This window comes from Erythrobacter westpacificensis (genome assembly GCF_039542285.1).
GTDB lineage: Bacteria > Pseudomonadota > Alphaproteobacteria > Sphingomonadales > Sphingomonadaceae > Alteraurantiacibacter > Alteraurantiacibacter westpacificensis.
Genome location: NZ_BAABHV010000027.1, coordinates 31,137 through 56,035 on the forward strand (window position 1 = coordinate 31,137; position 24,899 = coordinate 56,035).

General features: G+C 60.0%; 15 protein-coding genes. 13 read left to right on the forward strand and 2 right to left on the reverse strand.

All coding sequences use genetic code 11. The annotated features are described in order from the left end of the window. The first annotated feature begins 274 nt into the window (after positions 1–274). On the forward strand, positions 275–1,090 hold the full coding sequence (locus tag ABFX23_RS16815) for a universal stress protein (protein WP_346034089.1): 816 nt from the start codon (positions 275–277) through the stop codon (positions 1,088–1,090). A 44-nt stretch (positions 1,091–1,134) separates the two neighbouring features. Here the strand turns inward: ABFX23_RS16815 and ABFX23_RS16820 are convergent, their stop codons facing one another. Next, positions 1,135–2,040 (reverse strand): fructose bisphosphate aldolase, encoded by a 906-nt coding sequence (locus tag ABFX23_RS16820; protein ID WP_230293279.1) that lies wholly within the window; start codon positions 2,038–2,040, stop codon positions 1,135–1,137. A 288-nt stretch (positions 2,041–2,328) separates the two neighbouring features. On the opposite strand from ABFX23_RS16820, the gene ABFX23_RS16825 reads away from it, so the two are divergent. From ABFX23_RS16825 to ABFX23_RS16850, 6 genes are all read left to right on the forward strand, one after another. Further along, entirely contained in the window at positions 2,329–3,906 is a 1,578-nt protein-coding gene (locus tag ABFX23_RS16825) for an ABC1 kinase family protein (protein ID WP_230293278.1), read from the forward strand. A 70-nt stretch (positions 3,907–3,976) separates the two neighbouring features. Then, on the forward strand, positions 3,977–5,791 hold the full coding sequence (gene edd / locus ABFX23_RS16830) for a phosphogluconate dehydratase (protein ID WP_230293277.1): 1,815 nt from the start codon (positions 3,977–3,979) through the stop codon (positions 5,789–5,791). A 72-nt stretch (positions 5,792–5,863) separates the two neighbouring features. Then, the gene (locus tag ABFX23_RS16835) at positions 5,864–7,498 is read left to right on the forward strand and encodes an alpha-D-glucose phosphate-specific phosphoglucomutase (RefSeq protein WP_346034090.1); all 1,635 of its coding nucleotides are present in this window, start codon (positions 5,864–5,866) and stop codon (positions 7,496–7,498) included. A 126-nt stretch (positions 7,499–7,624) separates the two neighbouring features. After that, positions 7,625–8,164, forward strand: coding sequence for a hypothetical protein (locus ABFX23_RS16840; protein ID WP_346034091.1), 540 nt, complete (start codon positions 7,625–7,627; stop codon positions 8,162–8,164). A 48-nt stretch (positions 8,165–8,212) separates the two neighbouring features. Next, the gene (locus tag ABFX23_RS16845) at positions 8,213–8,956 is read left to right on the forward strand and encodes a Bax inhibitor-1/YccA family protein (protein WP_370638880.1); all 744 of its coding nucleotides are present in this window, start codon (positions 8,213–8,215) and stop codon (positions 8,954–8,956) included. 417 nt (positions 8,957–9,373) lie between these two features. Next, entirely contained in the window at positions 9,374–10,939 is a 1,566-nt protein-coding gene (locus tag ABFX23_RS16850) for a sulfatase-like hydrolase/transferase (protein WP_219148287.1), read from the forward strand. A gap of 351 nt (positions 10,940–11,290) precedes the next feature. On the opposite strand, the gene ABFX23_RS16855 is transcribed toward ABFX23_RS16850, so the two are convergent. Continuing rightward, entirely contained in the window at positions 11,291–12,643 is a 1,353-nt protein-coding gene (locus tag ABFX23_RS16855) for an SAM-dependent methyltransferase (protein WP_230293274.1), read from the reverse strand. 249 nt (positions 12,644–12,892) lie between these two features. Between ABFX23_RS16855 and ABFX23_RS16860 the strand changes: the two genes are divergently transcribed. The 6 genes from ABFX23_RS16860 to ABFX23_RS16885 all read left to right on the forward strand — a co-directional run bounded on the left by ABFX23_RS16860 (position 12,893) and on the right by ABFX23_RS16885 (position 24,794). Then, entirely contained in the window at positions 12,893–13,174 is a 282-nt protein-coding gene (locus tag ABFX23_RS16860) for a DUF2933 domain-containing protein (protein WP_230293273.1), read from the forward strand. 2 nt (positions 13,175–13,176) lie between these two features. Further along, on the forward strand, positions 13,177–13,830 hold the full coding sequence (locus ABFX23_RS16865) for a methyltransferase family protein (protein WP_230293272.1): 654 nt from the start codon (positions 13,177–13,179) through the stop codon (positions 13,828–13,830). Between the two features lie 52 nt (positions 13,831–13,882). After that, positions 13,883–14,998: an NAD(P)/FAD-dependent oxidoreductase gene (locus ABFX23_RS16870; RefSeq protein ID WP_230293271.1), complete on the forward strand. Its 1,116-nt coding sequence runs from the start codon at positions 13,883–13,885 to the stop codon at positions 14,996–14,998. A 2-nt stretch (positions 14,999–15,000) separates the two neighbouring features. Next, positions 15,001–15,186 (forward strand): YHS domain-containing protein, encoded by a 186-nt coding sequence (locus ABFX23_RS17825; protein WP_407675110.1) that lies wholly within the window; start codon positions 15,001–15,003, stop codon positions 15,184–15,186. 363 nt (positions 15,187–15,549) lie between these two features. Further along, the gene (locus ABFX23_RS16880) at positions 15,550–16,575 is read left to right on the forward strand and encodes a universal stress protein (RefSeq protein WP_230293269.1); all 1,026 of its coding nucleotides are present in this window, start codon (positions 15,550–15,552) and stop codon (positions 16,573–16,575) included. Then, positions 16,575–24,794: a GH36-type glycosyl hydrolase domain-containing protein gene (locus ABFX23_RS16885; protein WP_230293268.1), complete on the forward strand. Its 8,220-nt coding sequence runs from the start codon at positions 16,575–16,577 to the stop codon at positions 24,792–24,794. Before ABFX23_RS16880 ends, ABFX23_RS16885 begins: the two co-directional genes overlap by 1 nt. Positions 24,795–24,899: the final 105 nt, after the last annotated feature.

Genomic DNA, 24,899 nt, shown 5'->3' on the forward strand with positions numbered 1-24,899 from the left:
TGCTGCAGAAATGGTGCGAAGTCGCGGCTCAACTGCGCGCACTTCCCTCCATTAGGGACGGAACGGCGCGCGAAGGCTTACATGGCAGCCATCCCATAGAGAAAGGAAGTGCGGAAAAGTGTAAGTCGCGCGGCCTTCCAGCGTCCTTTTGGGTCAGGTCCCGCGGGGGCGAACGCAACGCATCTGCAAAAAAGATTGGCCTGATATGCGACACGCCATCGGAGCTCCGGGCGGTTTGCCGGACACTGCGAGGTTGCAGGAAAGGAATGAGACAATGAAAACAGTGCTGCTGCACGTCAATCGCGACGCCGGACAGGACAGCCGCCTGGCCGCTGCGGTCGATCTCGTGCGAGATCACGAGGGCTTCCTCATTTGTCTGCAAGCCACAAGCTGGAATTCCTATGTCTTTATCGGTGATCCGTATGGTGCAAGCTATATTTCGCCTGAAGCGTTGCAATCGGTTCGCGATGCGGAAAATGAAGACCGCCAATTGATCGAGAGCCGCCTGGCGCAAGAAGGCGTTGAGTGGGAATGGCGCCGCGTCGAGGGTTCCGCCGGACAGGCGCTGGCTGCGCACGCGACGCTGGCCGATCTGGTGGTCATTAGTCAGCCTGAGCAGAAAGATGCCGTTCTGCCGCGAGCCGCGCCGCTCGCCGCCGATCTCGTCGTTCATATCCAGTCTCCCTCGCTCGTCGTACCGCTCGAGGGAAAGCGGTTCGCGCCTAGGGGGAACGCGATCATTGCGTGGAATGGATCCGCCGAAGCCGGGCATGCCGTTCGCTTGAGCCGATCACTCTTGCGCGATGCTGCTGAGGTCCACATCGTAACCGTCAGCGAGGACAAAGAAGGTTCGTCGCCGGACGAACTTGCGCAATATCTTGCACGACACGGCATCGAAGCGCAGACCCGGCGGCAACCCGCCGAAGATGCATCGATCTCTGAAGCGTTGGTGGCTGCGGCGAACGATCTTGGAGCGGCTTACATCGTGCTCGGTGCCTATGGGCACTCGCGTATCCGGGAAACAATACTCGGCGGGGTAACCCAGGAGATGATCCTGCAAAGCCCGATTCCAATGATTCTCGCGCATTAGAGCGGAATAGGCAGAACGGACATGCGACCTGGTCGACTGGTGATTTATCGATCGGCCAAACGCTTGACTGTCGAAGCCCGGTAGATGCGCTCGACGGCGCTCCCGAGCACGTCGTTGAATTCCTGATCTTGCATAGGTGCCCGCAAATCCTGCAGCAGAGCCCGGCTGAAGCTCGCGATCATCCCGCGGTTTCTTTCGAGTGCGGCGCAAGCGGCATCCTGGGAGAGCCCACCCGAAAGGGCGAGCACCCGCGCGCAGCTGGGATGGGCAACGAGGGGCGCGTAAAGCCCGTCCGAAACCGGTAGCGAGAGTTTCAGTACCACACGGCGGCCATAGGCTTGCCCATCGAGCGCATTGCTGAGTTCGGCAAGAAGGATTCTCTCGCACTCTTCGCGCGTTGCACTTGCGATATTCACTTCCGGTTCGATAATCGGCACAAGTCGCTGGTCAAGGACATGGTTGGCCAGCTCGAATTGCTGGCGCACGACGTCGCCGATCCCCTGGTGCGATGCGACGTTGATCACCGAACGCATCTTGGTGCCAAGAACGGCCCTTGAGCGTGCCCGAGACAGCAGACTTTCGAGATCCGGCATGGGTTTCATAAGCTGGACGCCGCCCGTGTCTTTCTCCAACCCTTGGTCGATCTTGACGAAGGACACGATCCCCCGCCGCCAGAGAAACTCTGGCACCGGTACGGTGTCAATCTGCGCATCCATAGTGCGCTCGAAAAGGATGACGCCAAGCACCCTTCGCCCATCGATGCATGGGGCTTTCATGATCCGCACGCGCAATTCATGGATAAGCGCAAACATCTCATCCTTGCCGGAATACCGGTCCGCGCCGATGCCGAAGGCCTGAAGGGCAGCAGGTGTCGAGCCGCCGGACTGGTCGAGGGCCGCGACAAAACCGGCACCACCCACAAGCTGCGCCATCATTTCCGCATTTTTCATGGGGTCTCCCCAGCTCCAGTTTTTGCAAACGCGACCGCTCGACGCGGCCACGAATAATATCGTCAATGCGTAGAGAATGGACGCCTTTGGCAGCGCTTGATTACAAACGGCGCCACCGGCGAGCAGAGCTTGGGTGGCAATACCCCTCGGTCAGTGAAGCAACTTCGCCGCGCGGGTTCTCCTTCTCGGGTCAGCCCCGCACAGTAATCCACCCGCGTTTCGAGCGTCCAATCATGGTGAGGACGCGAGAGGTCAGGGCGGGCTATGATAATCCGGGGAATTCAGATCATGTGGGCAGCAACCCGGCTCCTACTGGATGTGCTGAGCGCAATGATGCTGAATCGGATGGGGTTCGGTCGGCGCATGACCACGCTTCCACAAAGGACGACGCGGCGTCTCGAAAATCTCGGCCCGACCTTCACCAAGCTCGGACAGGCGCTGAGCGAGCGGCGCGATCTGTTGGATGCGAACTGGGCCGCGAGCCTCTCGAAGCTGCAAAGCAAGGCCGCTCCTTTCCCTGCCGACGAAGCAATAAGGATCATCGAACAGGCATTGGCTGCGGACACCAAAACGGTCTTTGCCGGTTTTGAGCGGGACCCTCTGGCTGCGGGATCGGTAGCCCAGGTCCACGCGGCGCGGCTGCATGACGGACGCGAGGTGGTTGTCAAGGTTCTCCGCCCCAGAGTGGGCGAGCAAATTGCGAGAGACATGCGTATCCTGCTCGCCTTGGTGTATCTGTTTCAGCACGTCATACCTGCGCTGAGACGTCATCGTGCGGCGGCGGTCGCGCAGGAGCTTGCGCACAATCTGCGCAGAGAAACCGATCTGACGCTGGAAGCACGCAATATTCGCCTGTTCGCCCGCGCTTTCGCTGATTCCAAGACGATATACATTCCCAATGTCGTCGATGAACTGTCGACGACATTGGTCATTACGCAGGAGCGCAGCATGGGCGCGCCGCTGGATGAGCACGCAGCGCTCGATCGTGACAATACGCTCACCGAGACTTTCATCGATTTCTATCTGCGACAGTTTTTCGTTCTTGGTGCCTTTCATGCCGACCCGCATCCGGGAAATTTTTTGACTATGTCTGACGGGCGTCTGTGCGTGCACGATTTCGGAGCCGTTGGCAGGCTCGACGTTCGCACCCGCGAGGCTCTGCTCGGTTTTGTAACAGCGTTCGTCCATCTCGATTCCGAATGGCTCACCGATGCCGCGGTCGACCTTGGCATCCTTGCGGTCGACGCCGACCGCGCGACGATGACACGCGGAGTTGACGGTATTCTGGCGGACCTGCAGGGCGCCGCCATTACGGAATGGTCTCTGGCCAAGACCATGATCGATATCGGACGCCTGTCGGGGCACAGGACACTCAGCTTGCCGCCGCATCTGGCCGCCTTGGTCCGCACTGTGTTTACGGCGGAAAGCACACTGCGTAAGCTCAACCCCGAGGCGGACCTGCTGCTTGTTCTGCAGGCGACCGGAAACCGGTTGCTCGCAGAGCGACGCAGCGCGGCTATCGGCAATCTCCATACCCCCCGGCTCGAATGGGAAATCGCCCGATTGGTCCGGCGGGCGCCCACAATCGGCGCCGGGTGGCTACAAAGGGAAGCCGCCGGGGCGGCGGGGCATCCGAGCGGATCTCTCGCCCCTGGAAACGGGCTTGACCATGCTGTCAGGCAGGTCGCCTTGGCAATTGCCGCGCTCGGCAGCTACCTCGCCTCGGCAGCGCTGATGCTGGCCGATCGGGGTCCGCGAGTGCTCGGCGATATTCCTCTTCCGGCAGCCATCTTCCTTGCAGCGGCCCTCCTGCTGACCATTCAAATCCTCATCCAGTCGCGCCGTCAAAGCGAGCAACAACAATGAGGGAAATGCACAGTCAGGCAGCGCGCGCCACGACTACTGGCATTCCCCAAACGTCCCGGAGGGACCGCGCATGAACCCTGTCGTCGAAGCCGTTACTGCCCGTATTGCCAACCGTTCGAAGCGGCGACGCGACGCCTATCTCGCCTTCATTGATCGTCAGCGGGATGCCGACACGCGCCGCGGCGCGCTTTCATGCAGCAATCTGGCGCACGCTTTTGCCGCATCGGGCGAGGACAAGCAGACCATCGCGGGTGCTAAGGCGATTAATATCGGAGTGGTCACCGCTTATAACGACATGCTCTCCGCGCATGCGCCGTATTATCGCTATCCCGAGCAAATCAAGATTTTCGCCCGCGAGGTCGGCGCGACAGCGCAGGTTGCGGGCGGCGCACCGGCGATGTGCGATGGCGTCACCCAAGGGCAGGACGGCATGGAGCTCTCGCTGTTCAGCCGCGATACAATCGCGCTCGCCACTGCGGTTGGGCTCAGTCACGCGATGTTCGAAGGCGCACTCTTGCTCGGTATCTGCGACAAGATCGTGCCGGGCTTGTTGATCGGCATGCTCCGTTTCGGACATCTGCCTGCGATCCTCGTGCCCGCCGGGCCGATGCCATCAGGTCTCCCAAACCGGGAAAAGGCGCGCATCCGCCAGCTCTTCGCCGAAGGAAAGATCGGGCATGACGAACTGCTCGAAGCCGAGAGCGCCTCCTATCACGCCCCCGGCACCTGCACCTTTTACGGTACCGCCAATTCCAACCAGATGATGATGGAGGTGATGGGCCTCCACGTGCCGGGCGCTGCATTTGTCAATCCTGGCACGAAGCTGAGGCAGCAACTTACGCGCGCGGCAGTGCACAGGATTGCCGAGATCGGATCTGAAGGCAGTGATTACCGTCCGCTAGCGCGTTGCATCGACGAAAAGGCGATCGTCAATGCTGCCGTGGGCCTGCTCGCAACCGGCGGCTCGACCAACCACACCATTCATCTGCCCGCCATCGCCCGTGCCGCTGGCCTGGAGATCGACTGGAGCGATTTTGAGGAGTTGGGCACGGTCGTTCCGCTCATGGCGCGGATTTATCCGAATGGCGCTGCCGATGTGAACGACTTCCAAGCGGCAGGCGGAATGGCCTTTGTCATCCGCGAACTCCTCGATGCAGGTTTGCTTCACCCAGATGTCCTGACCGTCTGGAAGGACGATCTTGGCGCCTATGCAATGCAGCCGGCATTGGATGGTGATGAACTTGTATGGCGCCGCGCTGCAACAAAAAGCCGCGACGAAAGCATTTTGAGAACCGCTCAGGCGCCGTTTTCGCTCGATGGCGGGATCCGGCTCCTCACCGGCAATCTCGGTCGCTGTGTCATGAAGACGAGCGCAGTCGCCCCCGAACGCTGGACAATCGAGGCGCCGGTGCGGATCTTCCCGGACCAGGATCACGTGCTACGCGCATTCGAGGCGGGGGAGATCGACCGCGACATGGTGATCGTCGTGCGTTTTCAGGGGCCGCGCGCGAACGGGATGCCCGAACTGCATAAGCTCATGCCAGCTTTGGGCGTCCTTCAGGACCGCGGGCTCAGCATCGGGCTTGTTTCGGACGGGCGCATGTCGGGTGCTTCGGGCAAGGTGCCCGCGGCAATCCATGTCTGGCCCGAAGCGCATGCTGGTGGTCCGCTCGCGCGCTTGCGCGACGGCGACGTGGTGCGCCTGTCGGGGAATAACGGCGTGATAGAAGCCCTAGTTGATGAGAAAGAATGGAACCAACGCGAATGTGCTCTGCCGCCGCCGGAAGAACAAGGGCTGGGCCGTGAGCTCTTTGCCATGATGCGCCTGCACGCCGACGAGGCTGAAAAAGGCGGGTCAGCAATGCTGGCACTGGCGGGGCTTTAGCGCGGTGAAAGCGAGCACTCCAGGAAAGCGCTTGTCCGCTCCAGGTTCAACGCCGCTTTACAAGGATCGCAGATGAATGTCCTGACCATGCCCGCGCGCCCCTACGATGATCAACGTCCAGGCACTTCGGGGCTCCGAAAACCGGTCGCTATATTCAGGCAGCAGCACTATCTCGAAAACTACCTGCAGGCGATCTTCGAGACGGTCGGCGGAGGCGCGAACCGAACGCTTGTCATCGGCGGAGACGGTCGCTTCTACAATCACGAGGCGATCCAAATAGCCATCAGGATGGCGGCCGCGAATGGATACAAGCATCTCGTTGTTGGGCGCGAAGGTCTGCTTTCGACCCCGGCCGCCTCACATCTTATCCGTAAGCGCGGTGCCGATGGCGGGCTGATATTCTCGGCCAGTCATAACCCCGGCGGGCCTGAGGGCGATTTCGGGATAAAGTACAATTCTTCCACCGGGGGTCCCGCCTCGGAAGCGCTGTCCCAGTCCATCTACGCACGCAGCAAACGGATAGCCGCCTATCGCTTCGTGGACGAGCCCGACATCGACATTGATCGATTGGGCAAGGTCTCGCTTGGTGAGACCGAGGTCGAGGTGGTGGATCCGGTGTCGGACTACGCGGAACTTATGGAGACGCTGTTCGATTTCGAGCGCCTTGCCGAATTGCTGACGAGCACCAGTTTCAAAATGCGGTTCGACGCGATGCACGCGATCACCGGACCTTATGCGCGAGCAATCCTCGAGGAGCGCCTCGGTGCGCCGGTCGGAACCGTCATCAATGGAAAGCCCTTGCCGGATTTTGGCGGGGCGAAACCGGACCCCAATCTTGTGCGGAGCCGGAGCCTGGTCGACTTCATGTTTGGGCAGGACGCCGTGAATTTTGCTGCCGCCTCGGATGGCGACGGGGATCGCAACATGATCCTGGGTCGCAAAATGTTCGTGACGCCAAGCGACAGTCTCGCCGTGCTGGCGGCAAATGCGCATGTCGCCCCGGGCTACAGCGGCGGTCTCGCCGGCGTCGCGCGCTCCATGCCGACGAGCCGCGCGCTCGACCGTGTCGCGCAAGAGCTCGGCATTCCCTGTTTCGAAACGCCGACCGGGTGGAAGTTTTTCGGCAATTTGCTCGACACCGGCAGGATCACGCTGTGCGGCGAAGAAAGTTTCGGGACCGGGTCTGACCATGTCCGGGAAAAGGATGGCCTGTCGGCGGTGTTGTTCTGGCTCACGATCATCGCCGTTCGCGGCATGCCTGTACACCGCATCATTAAGGATCATTGGGATCGCTACGGGCGTCATTTCTATGCGCGGCACGACTATGAAGCTGTGGACGCCGCCGCGGCGAACTCGCTGATGGACGCCTTGCGCGATCAGGTCGGCGACATGGCTGGCAAGCGGCTCGCCGGGTCGATAGTCAGCATGGCCGACGATTTCAGCTATACCGATCCGGTCGACCGCAGCGTGGCCGAACGCCAGGGCATCAGGGTCCTGCTCGAAGACGGCTCTCGCATCGTCTACCGACTCTCCGGCACGGGAACGGGGGGTGCGACATTGCGGATTTATCTGGAGCGGTATGAGGCCCGTGCGTGGTTGCACGATAAAGACGCCCGAAAAGCACTGAACGACCTTTCGTTTGCCGCAAGCAGCCTGGCCGAAATTCCGGCACGCCTCGGGCGCGAACGTCCATCGCTTGTAATATGAGACCCAAGCGCGTCATGGCGCAGGCGGGCAAGAGTGATACCGTGTTTTGCGGGCCCCGCAGTCCCGATGCCGCTCGTCCGCGCGATGTAATTTCCGTTCTCCCCATGCGTCTTACCTTTCACGCAGATGGAGCCCGATATGATTTCGAAACACATTCGGTCAGCAATCGCGCTGGTTGCAGCGGCAGGTATGTTCGCAGCGGTCATGGCGCCGACCAACAGTCACGCAGGGGTGGTCGATGGTGTCAGGACCGCAGACGGGTTGATGATGTATCTGGGCGTAGTGCCTGCCGCGACAGTGCGCGGCCACGCCAAGAGCCACCCCGAAGCGAGGATGCACGGCGGCGTCCCCGCCGGTTCGCACAGCATGCATATCGTTGCGGCTGTTTTCGACGAGGCTTCGGGCGCCCGGATAACCGATGCGAAGGTCAGGGCCCATATCACCGAGCCCGGTGGTTTGCAGCGAACGATCCGTCTGGAACCCATGACCGTCGCCGGCGCGCTCACTTTCGGTGGTTTCACGACATTCCAACGCGGCATCAAATACCGGATCGGGATCGAGGTCGAACGCCCCCCGCATATGCAATCGTCCCCGTCCAAGAATACGCCGCCAAGATTGCACCGGGTCCCCGCCGTCACGGCGCACTTTGCCTATACCCACGACTAACGATCGGGCCGCGAGGTGCCGATACGCGCAAGAAAGGGAATTCTACTTATGGAAGACCACCGATCCGCGACAAGCCTTGATCGCGCCTCTACCCCACAATCGGTTCCCTCGGGGACATTTGACGCGGGGCTGCGATCATACATGCTCGGCGTCTATAATCACATGACGAGCGGATTGCTTCTTACCGGCATCATCGCACTTTGGGTCGCGAATACCGCCAGCATTCGCGAGATCTTCTTTTCCGCTACCGGCGCCCCAACGGTGCTGGGCTGGATCGCCATCTTTGCACCCCTGGCCATTGTCTTTGCCTTGGGCTTTGGGGTCAATCGTTTCTCGGAAAGGACCGCGAAAACGCTGTTCTGGAGCTATGCGGCACTCATGGGCGTGTCGCTATCGACCGTTTTCCTCGCCTACACCGGGGTGAGCATCGCCCGGACCTTTTTCGTCGCCGCCTCTGCCTTTGCCGGACTGAGTCTGTGGGGCTATACGACCAAGAAAGATCTATCGGCCTGGGGCGCCTTTTTGATCATGGGGGTTGTAGGTCTGCTCGTTGCCCTGGTCGTCAATATGTTCCTCCAATCCTCGACGATGGACCTGATTGTCAGCGGTCTGGGCGTGCTTATCTTCGCGGGCCTGACTGCCTATGACACGCAGAAGATCAGAAACATCTATTTCCAGGTTGGGAAGACCGAGTTTCGCGGCAAGGCCATCGTAATGGGCGCCCTGACGCTCTATCTCGATTTCATCAATCTGTTCCTGTTCCTGCTTCGCCTGATGGGAGATCGCCGGTGAGGTCTCCGAGGACGGAGCGCGCACGACATGGTCTAAACGCAGATGTGAGCCCAACCGGCGATGCTGACGTTAATTGAAGCCCGACGATACCACTGACAACCTGAGTTATTAGGATTCTTGATCGATGGGACACCCGTACTTGGAGTTCAGTCTATGGCCGACTTAGGAGCAGTCGCAACCACTTGCGGTTGAATTATTCAATTCGGAGCTGTCTGGCCGTCAATCGCCCTGGAACTCGGAATAGTTTACGAAAAATGCACTCGGATTTGCAATGCACTACGGATGGCGGAAAGCCTTCCAAGTGAGGTTTGATCTGTGTCGAGATTCGTGAAGATAATTTGTTTGGGACTTTGGTTCCTTCTGGCTTTGGTCCCAGATATAGGCGCACGTATTGCAACCATTGACGATTCAACTGCATTGGCCGCCTATTTCGCGCTGCTTGGCTGGACGAGTTTTGGGATCTGCGCCGCTGCCTGCATTTCTTCTGCTGCGATCCGCTGGTCAGGAGCGGTAGTCTTCGCTGCGGCCGCTCTTTTGTTTACCGGCTTCGGTCAAGTAACCGGGCAATTCCTCACCTATGACGCGTTCATCAATCTGCTCAATTCAAGAGCCTTCGTAGACGATGCCTATGCCCAATACGGCGGCAAATTGTGGTGGTCTGCTGCGCTCTCGCTGCTGCTTCTTTTGGGCATTGGCTTGCCCGCGCGCGGACGGCTGGCGCTGCCCAACTGGCTTGCTCCGGTCCCCTACGTAGTGGTGGCCTCGATCGCGGCCATCCTGTTCCTCCGTGGCGGAGAAGGTGCACGCGGGTTGCCTGCCAGCTATCCGACTCTCGCATATGCGAGCCTGTATGGAATTGAGTTCGCACTTTCGCCCAATCGAATTCGGGAAGGCGTCTATTTGCAGCGCACAAGCGAGCCAGTTGATCATATCGTTCTTGTTATCGACGAAAGCGTTTCAGGCCATTATCTGGATATCAACTCGCCTTCCGGTGTCGAAACCGGCCTATCGCGCCAATGGCCGGGTATCACGATCTCGAATTTTGGCGTTGTGCCAAGCATTACCAACTGCAGCATCGGATCGAACCTCGCGTTGCGATTTGGCGGAACACGCGAGAATTACCGGAACAGGATTGCCGCTGGTCCATCGATTTGGGCTTTTGCGAAAAGTGCGGGCATGAAAACCGTTTACATCGACGCGCAGCGCACTGGCGGGGCCCTGCATAACGGAATGAATGACGAAGAAGTCGCGTTGATTGACCGCTTCTTTCAATTCGATGATGAGCCTGTCCTAACCCGCGACTCCCGCGTCGCAGAGCAGATAGCGATTGAAGTATCGAAGCCTGAGCCGAGCTTTATCGTGGCTAACAAGGTCGGGGCGCACTTCCCCGTTCATGACAAGTTTCCAGACGAGTATATGACCTATCGGCCGACCCTGCCTCGCGGCCAGTTCACGGATGTCTCGGATACGGGAAATCGCGAGGGTTTTGACGGTTCTGCCGAAAGCTGGCGCCAATACCGAAATGCATACCGGAACACGATTGCCTGGAACGTTGGCGCGTTCTTCGACCGACTTCTAGCGACAGCAGATTTATCCTCAAGCGCCTTGATCTACACATCCGATCACGGGCAGAACTTGCGTGAGGATGGTAGCTCTGGCCTCTCCACACATTGCAACGCGGATCCGGGCGGTAGCGAAGGCGCTGTCCCATTGGTTTACATCGCTGGAGCGGATGTGTTGCCTTTAGCAAAGGAAATCCGAGGCAACGGCAGCCACTACAGGATCTTTCCGACGCTATTGCGACTCATGGGGTATGATCCGAAAAGAGCGCAGCAAATCTATGGTCCGGATCTATCCGATACTTCGGAGGAGCCGGAAACATTCAATACTCGTTTTAATGCCCGGCTTGGTCAGCTACCTCAATGGCAGTCAATCGACGCAGAAACGCTACTCATACCAGACGACCAGGATGCGGAGAATTGAGAAGCAAGACGATCAGAGTTGTTTTTGCGTGAGAAGTTAAGGGCTGAAAAAGAGTCAGCGCGATACACTACTATTCTTTGTTCTCGCATAGTAAACCTGAAACAAACCCGAATACTTGTATCAAGGTGACGAACCCAATGGCCTGCTAGTTCCCGCAGCCACCTAAGCCATGGGTGCTGAGCCAGCAAAGGCAAAGGGATATGAGGGCAAATGACAATGTCCGATTACCACCCCAATTGCCGACGTTTCAGCACCACGCTGTATTCCCCGTATGCCCACATTGATTTCGGATCCTGACTTCGAGTCGTCTCAGTTAGGCGGCAGTTTCTCTTGCCCGACTCGGACGGTTTCCTATCGCAACACCCGCTCCGGCACAGAAGCGGTCTGAAAGCCTCGGCCCTCGGAACATCTGCAGCCCGAGCCTAGTCGTAGCGGCGCACCTGCATCGATTGCAGCCCCTGAGCGCCTCGTGTCGTAAAGATACTCGCGCGTCAGCGGGACCGCGTCCCGCTTGTGCGCAAGCTGGAGCTGAAAAACCATAAGATTGCCATTGCGAAACATCATCTCGCAGGCGGCGAGATAATACTCCCACATCCGGCAGAAGCGCTCGTCGAAAAGTTCGAGCGCCTTTTCGCGGCGCGATTGAAAGCGCTCGTACCAATGCGCCAGAGTTTCCGCATAATGCAGCCTCAGAATCTCGATATCGGTAACCCACAGGCCCATGCGCTCGACGACGGACAGGGTCTCTGACAGCGACGGGATGTAACCGCCGGGAAAGATGTACTTGTCGACCCAGGGATCCTTTCCGCCCGGGGGAGCCATTCTCCCGATCGAGTGGACGACGGCGATCCCATCCGGAGCAAGATGCTCTTCGATGGCTCTGAAAAAGGACCCGTAGCTGGCTGGGCCGACATGCTCGAACATCCCGACGGAAACGATACGGTCGAATTCACCCTGAAGGTCGCGGTAGTCGCAGAAATCGAACCGCGCCTCTTCTGCAAACCCAGCCTCCTCGGCGCGCTGGCGCGCCAGCGTCAGTTGCTCTTGCGAAAGGCTGATGCCTAACACTTCGGCCGCGCCCTGCTTTGCCAATTCGATCGCGAGGCCGCCCCAGCCACAGCCAATGTCAAGGACGCTCATGCCTTCACCCACCATCAGCTTTTGCACAATGTGAGACCGCTTTGCGGTTTGAGCATCATCGAGAGAGCCGCAACCTTGGCAAAAATAAGCACAAGAATACTGCCAGTCTTCGTCGAGGAAGAGTGCATAGAACTCGTTCGAAAGGTCGTAGTGATGCGCGACGTTTCTGGCCGCTTTACGGCGGCGGTTGCCTGTGAGACGGGTGGCTATCCGCGCGAGCGGTGCGCGGAGGCGTTCGATCGGCAATTCATCAAGTGCATCGAGCCCGGAAGTAACAATTGCAAGGAGATCGCGAATGGATCCGTCCTCCACTGTGAGGGACCCATCCATATAGGCCTCGCCGAGCGCAAGCGAGGGGCGCGAGAGAAGCTTGAACGGCAGCGCAGCGCTATGAAGCTTGATCGCAACCGAGGGTCCTGGTGAACCGGAATCGATGACCAGTCGCGTCGCGTGAGCACCGATGACTGTAAGTCGACCAGCCTTCACGATGGCGCGCAAGGCTGGCTTCAATGCACGCAGACCAAGTTCGTGACGCGCTGATTTTCCTCGTTGTCTCTGGGTCATACCGCCTCTCAGGTCTTGAATGATTGTGTTCCCAAAGACGAGCGGTCGGAGATCAACTTACACTTCCAAGTCCGGCGTGGGTGCTTTCGGGCACCACAAGAAAGCCTCCCTGTAAGAACGCGGCCGGCTCTGCGTCTATTTCCTGAAGCACCGCCTATTGAAGCGCGGCTTTGCGATGGAGGTATAACTATGCGAAAGGGGACAAGTGGTCCGGATCGGCCCTTTTTCGGAACGCGGGCAGGAATAACGGTGACCGTGTTTCTTCTCGCCGTCGGGTTCCTGCTGCTGTTCGAGCATCAGGCCCATATCCCCGGTGACTATTATCTGCTCGGATTGATCCTGGCGTTTTGCGTGGGCATCCACCTCTTCATGCACGGTGGGCATGGCGGACACGGCGGGCATAGCCCGGCCGATACACCACCGTCCGGGCACCATGGCGCACATGACCAGACAACCGATACCGCGTCCAAGAAAACTGCCTCCCGATATGCGGCCAATGACCGGCCGGGCAACGATAGAGGAGTGCGCTGACGATGCACGATTCCGCATACGGACTTTGGATATTGGTCGCCTTCAACTCGGCGATCTTCATTCTTTTTGCGTTCAGCTTTTTCAAGCCGAAATCGGGCCGCGATTGGCGCTCCTTTGGGGCGTTCAGCGCCTTTCTCGTGGCGCTTTTCACCGAGATGTACGGCTTCCCGCTTACCATCTACTTCCTGTCCGGATGGCTGCAGAGCAATTATCCGTCGGTTGACTGGTTCGCGCACGATTCCGGTCATTTGCTCGAAATGCTGTTTGGCTGGCGCGGCAATCCGCATTTCGGTCCGTTCCACCTCCTCAGTTTTGGTTTGATCGGAGGTGGTTTCATCCTTTTGTCGGCCGCGTGGCGCGTGCTCTATCAGGCACAGAAGGGGGGGACACTTGCAACCGAAGGACCTTATGCTCGCATCCGCCACCCGCAATATGTCGGTTTCGTCCTCATCATGCTGGGCTTTCTGGTTCAGTGGCCGACCATACTTACGCTGGCCATGTTCCCGATCCTCCTCCTCATGTACTGGCGGCTGTCGCTGCGGGAGGAGCGAGAGGCACTCGCCGGGTTCGGCGAGCGCTATCGCCAATACGCAGCACGCGTTCCCCGGTTTTTCCCGAAGTTTCGCACGCTCGTCTCCGCCAAGCCAGGGAGGTGACAATAACTTGCTCCATTCCTGCCGGGGCGCGGTTCGCGACTGACCTGACCTAGTGAGCGCAGCCGTTACAGTGGTCGGCGCAGGTCCGGCGGGTCTCGCCGCGGCGATCGTGCTCGCCAAAGGCGGAAGGGATGTCGAGCTTCACGAATGGCACCGCCACGTCGGGGCGCGCTTTCACGGCGATTTCCAGGGCCTTGAAAACTGGAGCTGCGACGAGGATACGCTGTGCGAACTCCAAAGCTGGGGGATCGATATCAACTTCCTGGCCCATCCAGTTCGAACAGGCACGGGTTTCGATGCGCGCGGACGGCGGTACGAGATTTCAGCGCGCCGCCCACTCTATTATCTCGTTGAGCGCGGCGGATCGGTGCAAAGCCTCGAGTATGGGCTCCTCAAGCAGGCAGAGGCGCTTGGTGTGCAGGTCCATTTCGGGAGCCGCGTTCGCGAAACCGAGGGAGAAACGATCCTCGCCGGGGGACCGCGCAAAGCCGATATCATCGCCTCGGGATATGTATTCGAAACCGAGTGTGAAGATGGAGCTTACATTGCCTTCGACGACCGTTTGACACCGCGAGGCTATGCCTATCTCCTGGTCCATCAAGGCCGCGGGACTATCGCAGCGTGTCTTTTTCGCGGCTTCAAACGGCAACAGGAATTTGTCGAGCGAACCTGTGATTTCTTCCGGGAGAAAGTCGGGCTCGTGATGCGTAACCAACAAGCCTTCGGCGGTTATGGAAATCTGCGACTCCCAAGAAGCGCAGTTCAGGGGCGCCATCCGGTTGCGGGCGAGCATGCGGGTTTCCAGGATGCCCTTGCGGGGTTTGGTTTACGCTATTCAATCACTTCGGGCGCGCTCGCTGCACAAAGCATCCTCGAAAATCGAAGCTATGAGCAATTGTGGCGCCGTTTGCTTTTACCGAGAATGAAGGCGGGCATCGTCAATCGTTTTGTCTTCAACAGCATCGGAACGACAGGACGCCATTGGGTGACAGCGAAACTGATGCAAGCCAGTACGGGAGAAAGGCTGCACAAGCTGTATGCGGCATCGTCTCTCCACGCTCTGCTCTTCCCCGCTGCAGAACGTCGCCTGCGCAGGGGCTTACATGACCCAAGTTGCGACCATCAGGACTGCACATGCGTGTGGTGCGAACATGGAACGGCGTTCTGACGATGCAGGTGACCGATCCAGTATGCCGGCGTAGCATTCCGCTAGAGACCGTCGAGGCCCACCGCGAATTTTTGGGATGGTCTTATTTCTTCTGCTCGGCTCAGTGCGTGCGGCGCTTCGATCAGCGCCCCGAGAATTACATTGATCGGCAGCAAGGCGGGCCGCCGGCGCACATTGAGCAGCCCTGACAGGGCAGAGCCTCTTCGCTTGGAGGCGAATGCGCATCGACCCTTGCGCGCCGTCTGGTGAGCAAGATGCCCCGCCGGGCCAGAGCCTCCACCGATCGATAATCCCGGTTCGATCTTGGAACGCGAGATCGCGAGCGAACCAATGGTGCGGGTGTAATTGATCGGCACCGATGGCGTCCAAGTATATGTCGGCCTTCCCCGATCGGCCGGCTTTCGAGAAGAAGTCTCGCTGCCCTGCATGAGGCTGGTGAGACCATGCCGGTGTTCCCTGCGTCTGATGGCCGATGTGCCATAAATTCCATTCGCGGGGACACCAGGCATGATTGCCTGGGCGAAACGATGATGATGCCGGAGGGTACTGCCATGTCGACGAATACCCGATCACGTGCCAGCACGGTGCTGAGGTCGCCGGTTGGAGACGAACGCACCCGCTTTCCCAGCCAAGCGCCGCAAATTCTTGCTTGTCTGGACGAAGACATGAATCGCCTCGAAGTGGCACGGCACGCGCGCGCAATCGCGAAAGCTCTCGGCCTGCAGCTTGGCTTTGCGCAGATCGTTGAAACGGCCCCGCATGGGGTTCTTCCTGCCGACCCGATCGAGTGGAACCTGCGCTTCACCGAATGCCGCGACGGCATAGGCGAGCTTATTGGGGAGGCCAGCGAGACGGTCTCGGATGTGCTGCCCGTTGTTCTCCCGGGGACCGCCCATGAACGGCTGATAGACTGGGCGGAGGGTCATCGCGGGTCGGTCCTCGTCCTCGCGCGGCATAGCGGGCGAGGTCCACATTCAGGCCTGGGCACCACCGCCGACCGGCTGCTGAAAAGCGGCGCAGCATCCATGCTTCTACTTCCTTCGGGACGCGAAAGGAAATGTTCGGCCGAGTACCGCAAACTTCTGGTGCCGCTTGACGGATCGCCCAATTCCGAGAGCGTGCTGCCGGTTGTCACAAGGCTTGCCCAGTCGCTAGAAGCGCAAGTGATCCTGGCGCACATTGTTTCTCCAACCGCCGAATTGCCCTCACACGAAACACAGGCCGGTTCCGATAGGAGCAATACCTCCGCGCGCGCACGCAACTATCTCGAAACATGGAAGTTGAGGCTCCTGCGGCAAGGCATCGACGCTACCGTGTATTTCGGAACCGACAGCGAAACGTGCGAGCGGCTCAATCTGATCGCATCCCGCCTCGAAATCGAACTTGTTGTGGTCGCTTCCCATGGCCAGACCAACCTTGCCAGCGCGCCCTACGGAAGTGTCGCCGGCGCTCTGGCGAAAAGTGCGCCTTGCCCGACATTCATCGTCCAACCGGACCTTCGGATTCCATTGGCCAAACCGGGCCGCTCTGGCTTCATGTTCGAGGCCCTCGCTGCGGAAACTGAATTCGCCAGCTGATGTCGGACATTAATAGCGATTTCTCGGCGCTCGATCATGCTGCAATCCAGTTTGCCGAGGAGGACCGGATATCCGCGCAAGCAGCGCAAGAGATTCCCGCTCGCAGAGGAACCGATGCCATCCTCGAATGGCTGCGTGCGGCTTGCCTGGCATGCGCCAAGGCTGGGGCCGAAGCCAGCAAGGCGGCGGAATGGTTGCTCGACAATGACTATGTGGTCCACCGCGCGCTGAGGCAGATCAAACAGGATCTGCCAACCGGCTTCTATAGCAAACTGCCAGCCCTCGAGGGTGAAGAAACCATTGGCTTCCCGCGTGCCTTCGTGCTCGCGCACCGTTTTCTCGAACTGAGCCGAATGCAGGTTTCGGCATCGGCCCTGAGCCGGTTCCTGATCGCTTATCAGCGCACGGCGCCGCTCCGCATCGGAGAACTCTGGGCGTTCCCGGCCATGCTTCGCATCGCTTGCGTCGAGATCCTCGTGGAAACCTTGTCGACCCTGCTGTGCGATCAGCTCGACGTGCCCGTCGCGACCACCTCATGGGCAGGCGAGGCGCATGCACTGGAAGCAAATGAACGGGTCGCACGCGCGATCGCCAATCTCAGTACCCTTGATGCCATCTCGTGGGAGGATTTGTTCGACGACGTAAGTCCGGTAGAACAGATCTTGCGAAACGATCCATCCGGATATTACGGGCAGATGGATTTCGATAGCCGCGATCGCTATCGCCGCGCGGTTGAAGAACTGGCGGAATATGGCGATTTATCCGAGACCGATGTCGCACTCGAGGCGATCCAAGCAAGCTGCGCCGCTTTGCCTGACGACCGATCTCATCACGTCGGATTCTGGCTCAGCGGTGATGGGCGCAGGGCATTCCGGCAACAGACAGGAGCGGTATTCCCGGCTCGGGCCCGCCTTCTGGACTATGCCTTGCGCCATCCCGGCCCGGTCTACTTCGTTTCGCTCATCGGGCTCCTTGTCGGGGCCCTTTTGCTGCCAGCGATGTATCTCGACGCCGCTGACGCAGGCGCGACGGGATGGTTCGCCGGCTTGTCCTTGTCGCTCATTCCCGCTTCGGTTGTCGCGATCACTTTCTTGCATTGGTCGATTACGCGCCTCTTGCCGCCGCGAGCTCTTTTCAAACTCGACTTTGGTGACGGGCTGCCGGAGGACTGCGCGACGCTGATAGCGGTCCCGGTCGTGATCGCCCGCGAGGACGAAGTGCCTTTCCTGATCGAAAAGCTGGAGAACCACTGGCTTTCGAACGGCGATCCGATGGTGGACGTCGTGCTTTTGGCCGATCTCGCCGACGCGGCGAGCGAAAGCATTGCCGTGGACAAGCAAATCGAGCAGGCGCTGGAAAGGGAAATTCTCGCGCTCAACGCTCGCTATCGCAGCGAGGGAAGCGAGCCATTTCACCTGCTGATGCGCCCTCGGCAATATTGTGAAGCACAAGGGTGCTGGCTCGCATGGGAGCGCAAGCGCGGAAAGCTTGAGCAGCTCAATCACATGCTCATCGAAGGCGATGGCGGAGCATTCCATCGACATGTCGGCTCGCGCGAAATACCCCGCAATATTCGCTTCGTCATCACTCTCGATGCAGACACCACCTTGCCTACCGGCACTGTGCGAAAGCTTGTCGGGACGCTTGCCCACCCACTGAACCAGGCCAGGATCGATCCGGAAACGGGAAAGCTGCTTGGCGGCTATACGGTCATCCAGCCGCGGGTGGAGATTTCGCCCCAGAGTGGATCGCGAACGCTGTTCGCACGACTTTTTGCCGGCGATACGTCAATCGACATTTACAGCCGGGCTGTCTCGAACGTCTATCAGGACCTGTTTGGTGCTGGAATTTTCGTCGGCAAGGGCATTTACGACCTCCATGCTTTCCATCGCAGCGTTGCCGGGCGCGTGCCCGAAAATACCATTCTCAGCCATGACCTCTTCGAGGGTGTCCATGGCCGGGTTGGTCTGGCCAGCGATATCGTCCTGTTCGAAAGTTTTCCCGGGAACTACCTCGAATATGCGCGGCGCGCGCACCGCTGGATCCGCGGGGACTGGCAGCTCCTGCCATGGCTGGCAGGCAAGGTGAGGCGATCAGATGGCACAAGATCCCCAAATCCGATCGCCGCCATCGACCGATGGAAAATTATTGACAATCTGAGGCGTAGCCTGGTTGCCCCGGCAACGATCTTACTGGTGGTCTCGGGTTGGTTTATTTTGCCGGGGCAAGCATGGTTCTGGAGTCTGCTCGCCTTCTTCATGCCAGCAGGTCAAGTATTCACCGATCTGGTGACCGGATTGGCGACAGGACGGCGGCGTGGGACATCGCGTAGCCTGTGGCCGCAATTGCGCGATCAGGCCGGCCGCTGGTTTCTGGCCGTCGTCTATCTGCACGATGACGCCATATTGTCGGTTCGTGCGATCGCGGTCACGCTCTGGAGGCTTTTTGCAAGCCGGCGCAACCTCCTCGAATGGACAAGCGCCGCGCACTCCGCCACCGACATCCGCTCGAACCGAGCGCGAGGTGTCATATGGCGCAAGATGTGGTTGGGACCGACCATTTCGGTCGCTCTCGCGGCGCTTCTTGCCGCCATCAAACCTGACGCTTTGGCCGCATCCCTTCCGCTGCTCATTCTTTGGATCGCCGCGCCGGAAATTACTTGGGCGATGGCCCGCGAACGCCGCGAAGATGCGGAACCGCTTGCCGAGGATGACCGGCGCTTCCTGCGGGGCCTGGCGAGGCGGACCTGGCTCTTCTTCGAGACCTTCGCTGGCCCGGAAGACAATTGGCTCCCCCCGGACAACTACCAGGGCGCTCCGCATGCAGAAATCGCGCAGCGCACGTCACCGACGAATATCGGCATGTTGATGCTATCGACAGCCGCAGCCTGGGACCTCGGTTACATCGGCCGTGCAGAACTCGCGGCGCGGACGGCGAACCTTTTCGCCACGCTCGATCGCTTGGAACGATATCGAGGACATTTCTACAATTGGTACGACACAAGAACGCTCGCGTCGCTGGAACCTCGATATGTCTCGACGGTGGACAGCGGCAATCTCGCGGCGGCGCTGCTCGCCTACGCTGCTTCCTTGCGTGAGGCGCGGCGTGCGGAAGGTATGGAGGAGCAACGCTGGCGCGGCCTGATCGATGTGGTCGATCTGATCGAACAAGTCGCGCAAAACTCTGAGGATGCAGCGCTTCCTCGTTGGATCACCCAGCTAAGGTCGCGCCTGGAGGGTGTCGAGGAAGACCGTGCCCACTGGATGGCCGGCCTGCAGGATATCTGCGAGGTATTGATCCCGGAGATGGAGGCAGCGCTTGGTCTGGGCGAGCAGTCCGAAAAGGCAGCGCCGAACCATCTGGTCGACATCGAGGTGCTCGTCGATCGGTTGCAGTACCAGATACGTTCGATGTGCCGGGACCTGGGGAACGGCGGTATCCCGGCTGACCAACTGTCCAGCCTCGCAGACCAAGCAATCGAGTTGGCCTATTCAATGGAGTTTGCGCCGCTCTATGACGAGCACCGGCGCCTCCTGCGCATTGGCATCAATGTCAGTCTGGGACGTCCCGATACACATTATTATGACCTCCTCGCTTCCGAGGCACGGCTAGCGAGCTTTTTCGCCATCGCAAAAGGCGATGTTCCGCCAGAACACTGGTTCCATCTGGGCCGCCCGTTACGGCGCGTCGAGGGTGGAGCGATGCTGATCTCCTGGAACGGCTCGATGTTCGAATATCTTATGCCGCGCCTGCTGCTCAAGCCGGACACCGGCACGCTGCTGGGCGAGAGCGAGCGGATGGTGGTCGACGTCCAGGAGCGCTACGGGCAAGCCCAGAGCGTTCCCTGGGGTATCTCGGAATCGGCATATTCCGCTCGCGATCCTGAACACCGTTACAGGTATCAAGGGTTCGGCGTTCCCGAACTTGGCTTGAAACGGGGCCTCTCGCGGGACATGGTTGTCGCGCCTTACGCAACTGCGCTTGCACTGGCAGTTGCACCAAAGAAGGCAGTAGCGAACCTCAGGCTGCTGACACGATCGGGCGGCAGCGGTCGATATGGCCTGGTCGAAGCGCTCGACTTCACGCCTGACCGCTCCCCGGGCAGCGGTCCCCAGACCGTTAATGCTTATATGGCACACCACCAAGGCATGCTCCTGTCGGCGATCGTCAATGCGCTGTTCTCAGACCGGTTCGCTAGCCGTTTCGCCGAAGATCCACGAATGCGGCCCACGATGTTGTTGTTGAGCGAACGGGTGCCACGCGAGATTCCGCCAGAAATTGACAGGCTTGCCGACCGCACGATTTCCATGGTTCGGGGAACGCCCGTCACTCTGCCTGCGTCATGGCAACCCAGGCGCGAAGCATCCGTGCCGCAAATGCTCCTGCTTGGAAACGGGCCTTTATCGACGTGGCTCTCTGATAGCGGTAGCGGCGGACTGCGCTGGCATCACCGGGCGCTGACACGCTTCGTGGCGGACGCCACTCACGATGCGGACGGTTATTGGATCTATATCGCCGATGAAGACACCGGACGGCTATGGTCGGCGACGCTCGAACCAACCGGGTCCGAAGCGGAAGAGTACGAGGTCACATGCCATGCGCACCAGGCAGTAATTCGCCGGCGCGATCAAGGCGTTGCATCGCGTCTCGAGATTGGCGTTCTTGCGGGAAGCGACATCGAGGTGCGGCGCTTGCGGCTCATCAACGAGAGTTCCCGTCACCGCAAGCTTCGCGTGACGACCTACGCCGAGATCGTGCTCGGCGAGCCGCTCGAGGACGAGCGGCACCCGGCATTCAGCAAACTGTTTATCAAGAGCGAGCATGTCCCATCGCTTGGTGGCCTGCTGTTCGAGCGCCGCGCGCGCGCGCCACGGGATACGCCGCCGGTGCTCCTTCATTTTGCGGTCGATGGCGGGGGACCGGTTCGCAATGCCCGCTTCGAAACCGACCGGCGCGCCTTCATCAGGCGTCATGAAAACCTGCGCTCCCCAACAGGGGCAACCGAAACCGTGCAGAACACCCAAGGGTGGACCTTGGACCCAGTCATGGCTCTTCAACACCTCATCGACCTGGAGCCGTTCGAGACCAGGGAAATCTGTTTCCTGACAGTCGCGGCCGCGTCGCGCGAAACCGCCGTCGAGCTGGCCGAGCGTCATTCGACTCTCGATTCGGTCGAATGGGCGACCCACGATACGGCAGCCGAAAATGCACGCGCCCTGGCCCACATGAACATCGAAGCCGAACACCTGCCCATCTTGCAGCAGCTCGCTTCGGCTCTCATCTATCCGGGGAACGCCGCATCGAGCACGCGCGCGGCGAAGAACGAAAACAGGCTCGGACAAGCGGATTTGTGGGGGATGGGCGTGTCCGGCGACCACCCCATCCTTCTGCTGCGATCTGCCGGTGAGACCACGACCCTGCTGCCCGTCCTCCTCACCGCCCACCGATTGTGGCGGCGGCACGGACTGGAGGTGGATCTGGTGATCCTACAGCTTGCCGGCTCAGCCTACATCGAACCGGTGCTCGACCAGCTCAGGGAGGCGCTGCAACGCGCGCAGATGGCGGAGCTGCTTGGGCGCAAGGGCGGCGTGCATATCGTTTTCGCGGACCAGATCGGTGCGGATCGGGTGCGCCTTCTGGAGAGCACGGCGCGTGTCACCCTCGACGACGTACGGGGTAGTTTGCAGGACCAGCTGGAAGAAGCGCACGCTGTGCCAAACCGCTTGCCGCTGTTTTCTGCAACAAGGGCTGCGCAGCATCCCTCGATGACATCGCTCGAACGTTCAGCGAACCTTCTCTACGACAATGGTTTGGGTGGGTTCACGGCGGATGGCCGCGAATATGTCATCTTCGTCGAACCCGGGCAGGCAACGCCTGCTCCGTGGTGCAACATCCTGGCCAACCGTGACTTCGGCGCGCTCGTAAGCGAAGCCGGCGGGGGGTACACTTGGGCAATAAACAGCGGCGAGAACCGCCTCACAACATGGTCGAACGACCCGGTCACGGACCGTCCCTCCGAAACACTCTACCTGCGTGATGAGGAAACTGGCGAGGTATGGACCATAACGCCTGCTCCCGTTGGCGATGCCGCTGCCTGCGAAGTCAGGCATGGCGCGGGTTACACCAAATGGTCAAAACGGTTCGCCGGCTTGGACCATCAGCTCACAATGTTCGTACCGCTTGATGCATCGGTGAAGATCGTTCGGCTGCAGATCCGCAACTGCGAAGACCGGCACCGGCGCGTAACCGCAACCTATTATGCCGAGTGGCTGCTCGGCTCTCTTCCCAGTATCGCACGCCCGCACATAGTCTGCGACTTTGACACCGAGACGCAGACCATCACGGCAACGAACCGCTGGAACAGCGATTTTGCCGGACAGGTGGCGTTTCTCACGTCAAACCGCCCACCGCACGGCTTCACGACCGACCGCGGCGAATTCATCGGCAGGGGTGGGGACCCGGCGGATCCCGCGGCGCTTCGGCGATGGGGTCTAACCAACAGCGTATGCGCGGGCGGCGATACATGCGGAGCCTATCAGATACACCTCGATCTTGGCCCGGGCGAGGAAGAAGAAATCCTGTTCGTGCTCGGCCAAGGGCCAGGCCACCATGCGGCCATGGAACTCGCCCAGCGCTGGCGTGAGCCAGACGAGGCAGAGACGGCAATGACAGCGCTGGAGAATTTCTGGGATGAGACACTCGGCGCCCTTCAGGTCTCAACCCCGGACCCGGCTTTCGACGTCATGGTCAACCGCTGGCTGCTATACCAGACGCTGTCGTCCCGTGTTCTCGCGCGCACGGGATTCTATCAGTCGAGCGGGGCCTTCGGCTTTCGCGATCAATTGCAGGACGTTCTTGCGCTTCTCCACACGGCGCCGGCGCTCGCGCGCGCGCACATCCTCGAAAGCGCGCAGCATCAATTCGTAGAGGGCGATGTTCTGCACTGGTGGCACCCCCCTGCTGATCGCGGCGTGCGAACGCGTTTTTCCGACGATTTGCTCTGGTTGCCTTATGTTGTTGGCATCTATGTCACGACGACCGGTGACCTTGATATCCTCGACGAGGAAGTCGCGTTCCTCGATGCCGATGAACTCGCCCCCGACGAAGCCAATCGATATGCGCAATTCGATGCGACCGAGTGGCGCGGCTCGCTGTTCGAGCACTGCGAGCGCGCACTGCACCGCGCTCTGGCAGTCGGGGCCCATGGACTGCCGCTAATCGGCGCCGGGGACTGGAATGATGGAATGGACCGCCTCGGCGCGAAGGGCCATGGCGAAAGCGTCTGGTTGGCATGGTTTATCACGGTCACAGCGCAAGGCTTCGCCGACATCTGCCGCCGGACCGGTCGGATGCACGAGGCGAAAGAATGGGAAGAACGGGCATCCGAGATAAGGCAGCGCGCGGAAGAGAGAGCCTGGGATGGCTCATGGTACTTGCGGGCCTTCGATGATGACGGGCGGCCCATCGGCTCGGCCAGAAACGACGATTGCCGGATCGATTCGATCGCGCAGTCATGGGCGGCCTTTGCCTCGGCTGATCAAGAGCGCGTGAGCAAGGCCCTCCAGTCCGCATGGGACCTGCTTGTTTCGCAGGAGGACCAGTTGGCAAAGCTGCTCTGGCCCGCGTTTGACGAAGGCCTGATCGATCCCGGTTACATAAAGGCCTACCCTCCCGGGATACGCGAAAATGGGGGGCAGTATTCGCATGCGGCCGCGTGGCTGGGCATGGCCTTTGCGCAGGCGAAGGAGCCCGAGAAAGCCTACGCCCTCTTAAACATGATAAACCCTGCCGGTCGCTCCGACGATCACGCGAAGGCTGAGCATTATCGCCTGGAGCCCTACGCCGTCGCCGGAGACATTTCTGCGGGTGAGCAGCATGCGGGCAGAGGGGGCTGGAGCTGGTATACCGGGGCCGCAGGCTGGGCATGGCAGCTCGCCACGAGAAGCATCTTGGGGTTGCAACAGTCCGATGGCCGGCTTGTCGTCAACCCCTGTATCCCGCCCACCTGGGGCGGCTTCAGCGCGACACTGCGGGTTGGTGGCGGGTTGGTGTCAGTGAAAGTCGAAGATCCGCAAGGGCTTGGCTGCGCCGACGTCGAGCTCACCGTTGATGGCAAAACTCATGCCGGGAATGCGATTGTACTCCCGAAGAATGGCGAAACAGTCGAGCTTCGGGTCCGCATTGTTGGACGCAATGTACAACACCCCTCCCCTGCCTGAGAATTCCGCCCGGAGCTATTCAAACGCTCCTCCCAGCGCGTGAAAATCCTGGCGGGGTGTTTGGCAAAGATGCGCGACGCGAAGTCTGCCGTGCAAAGCAAAGTT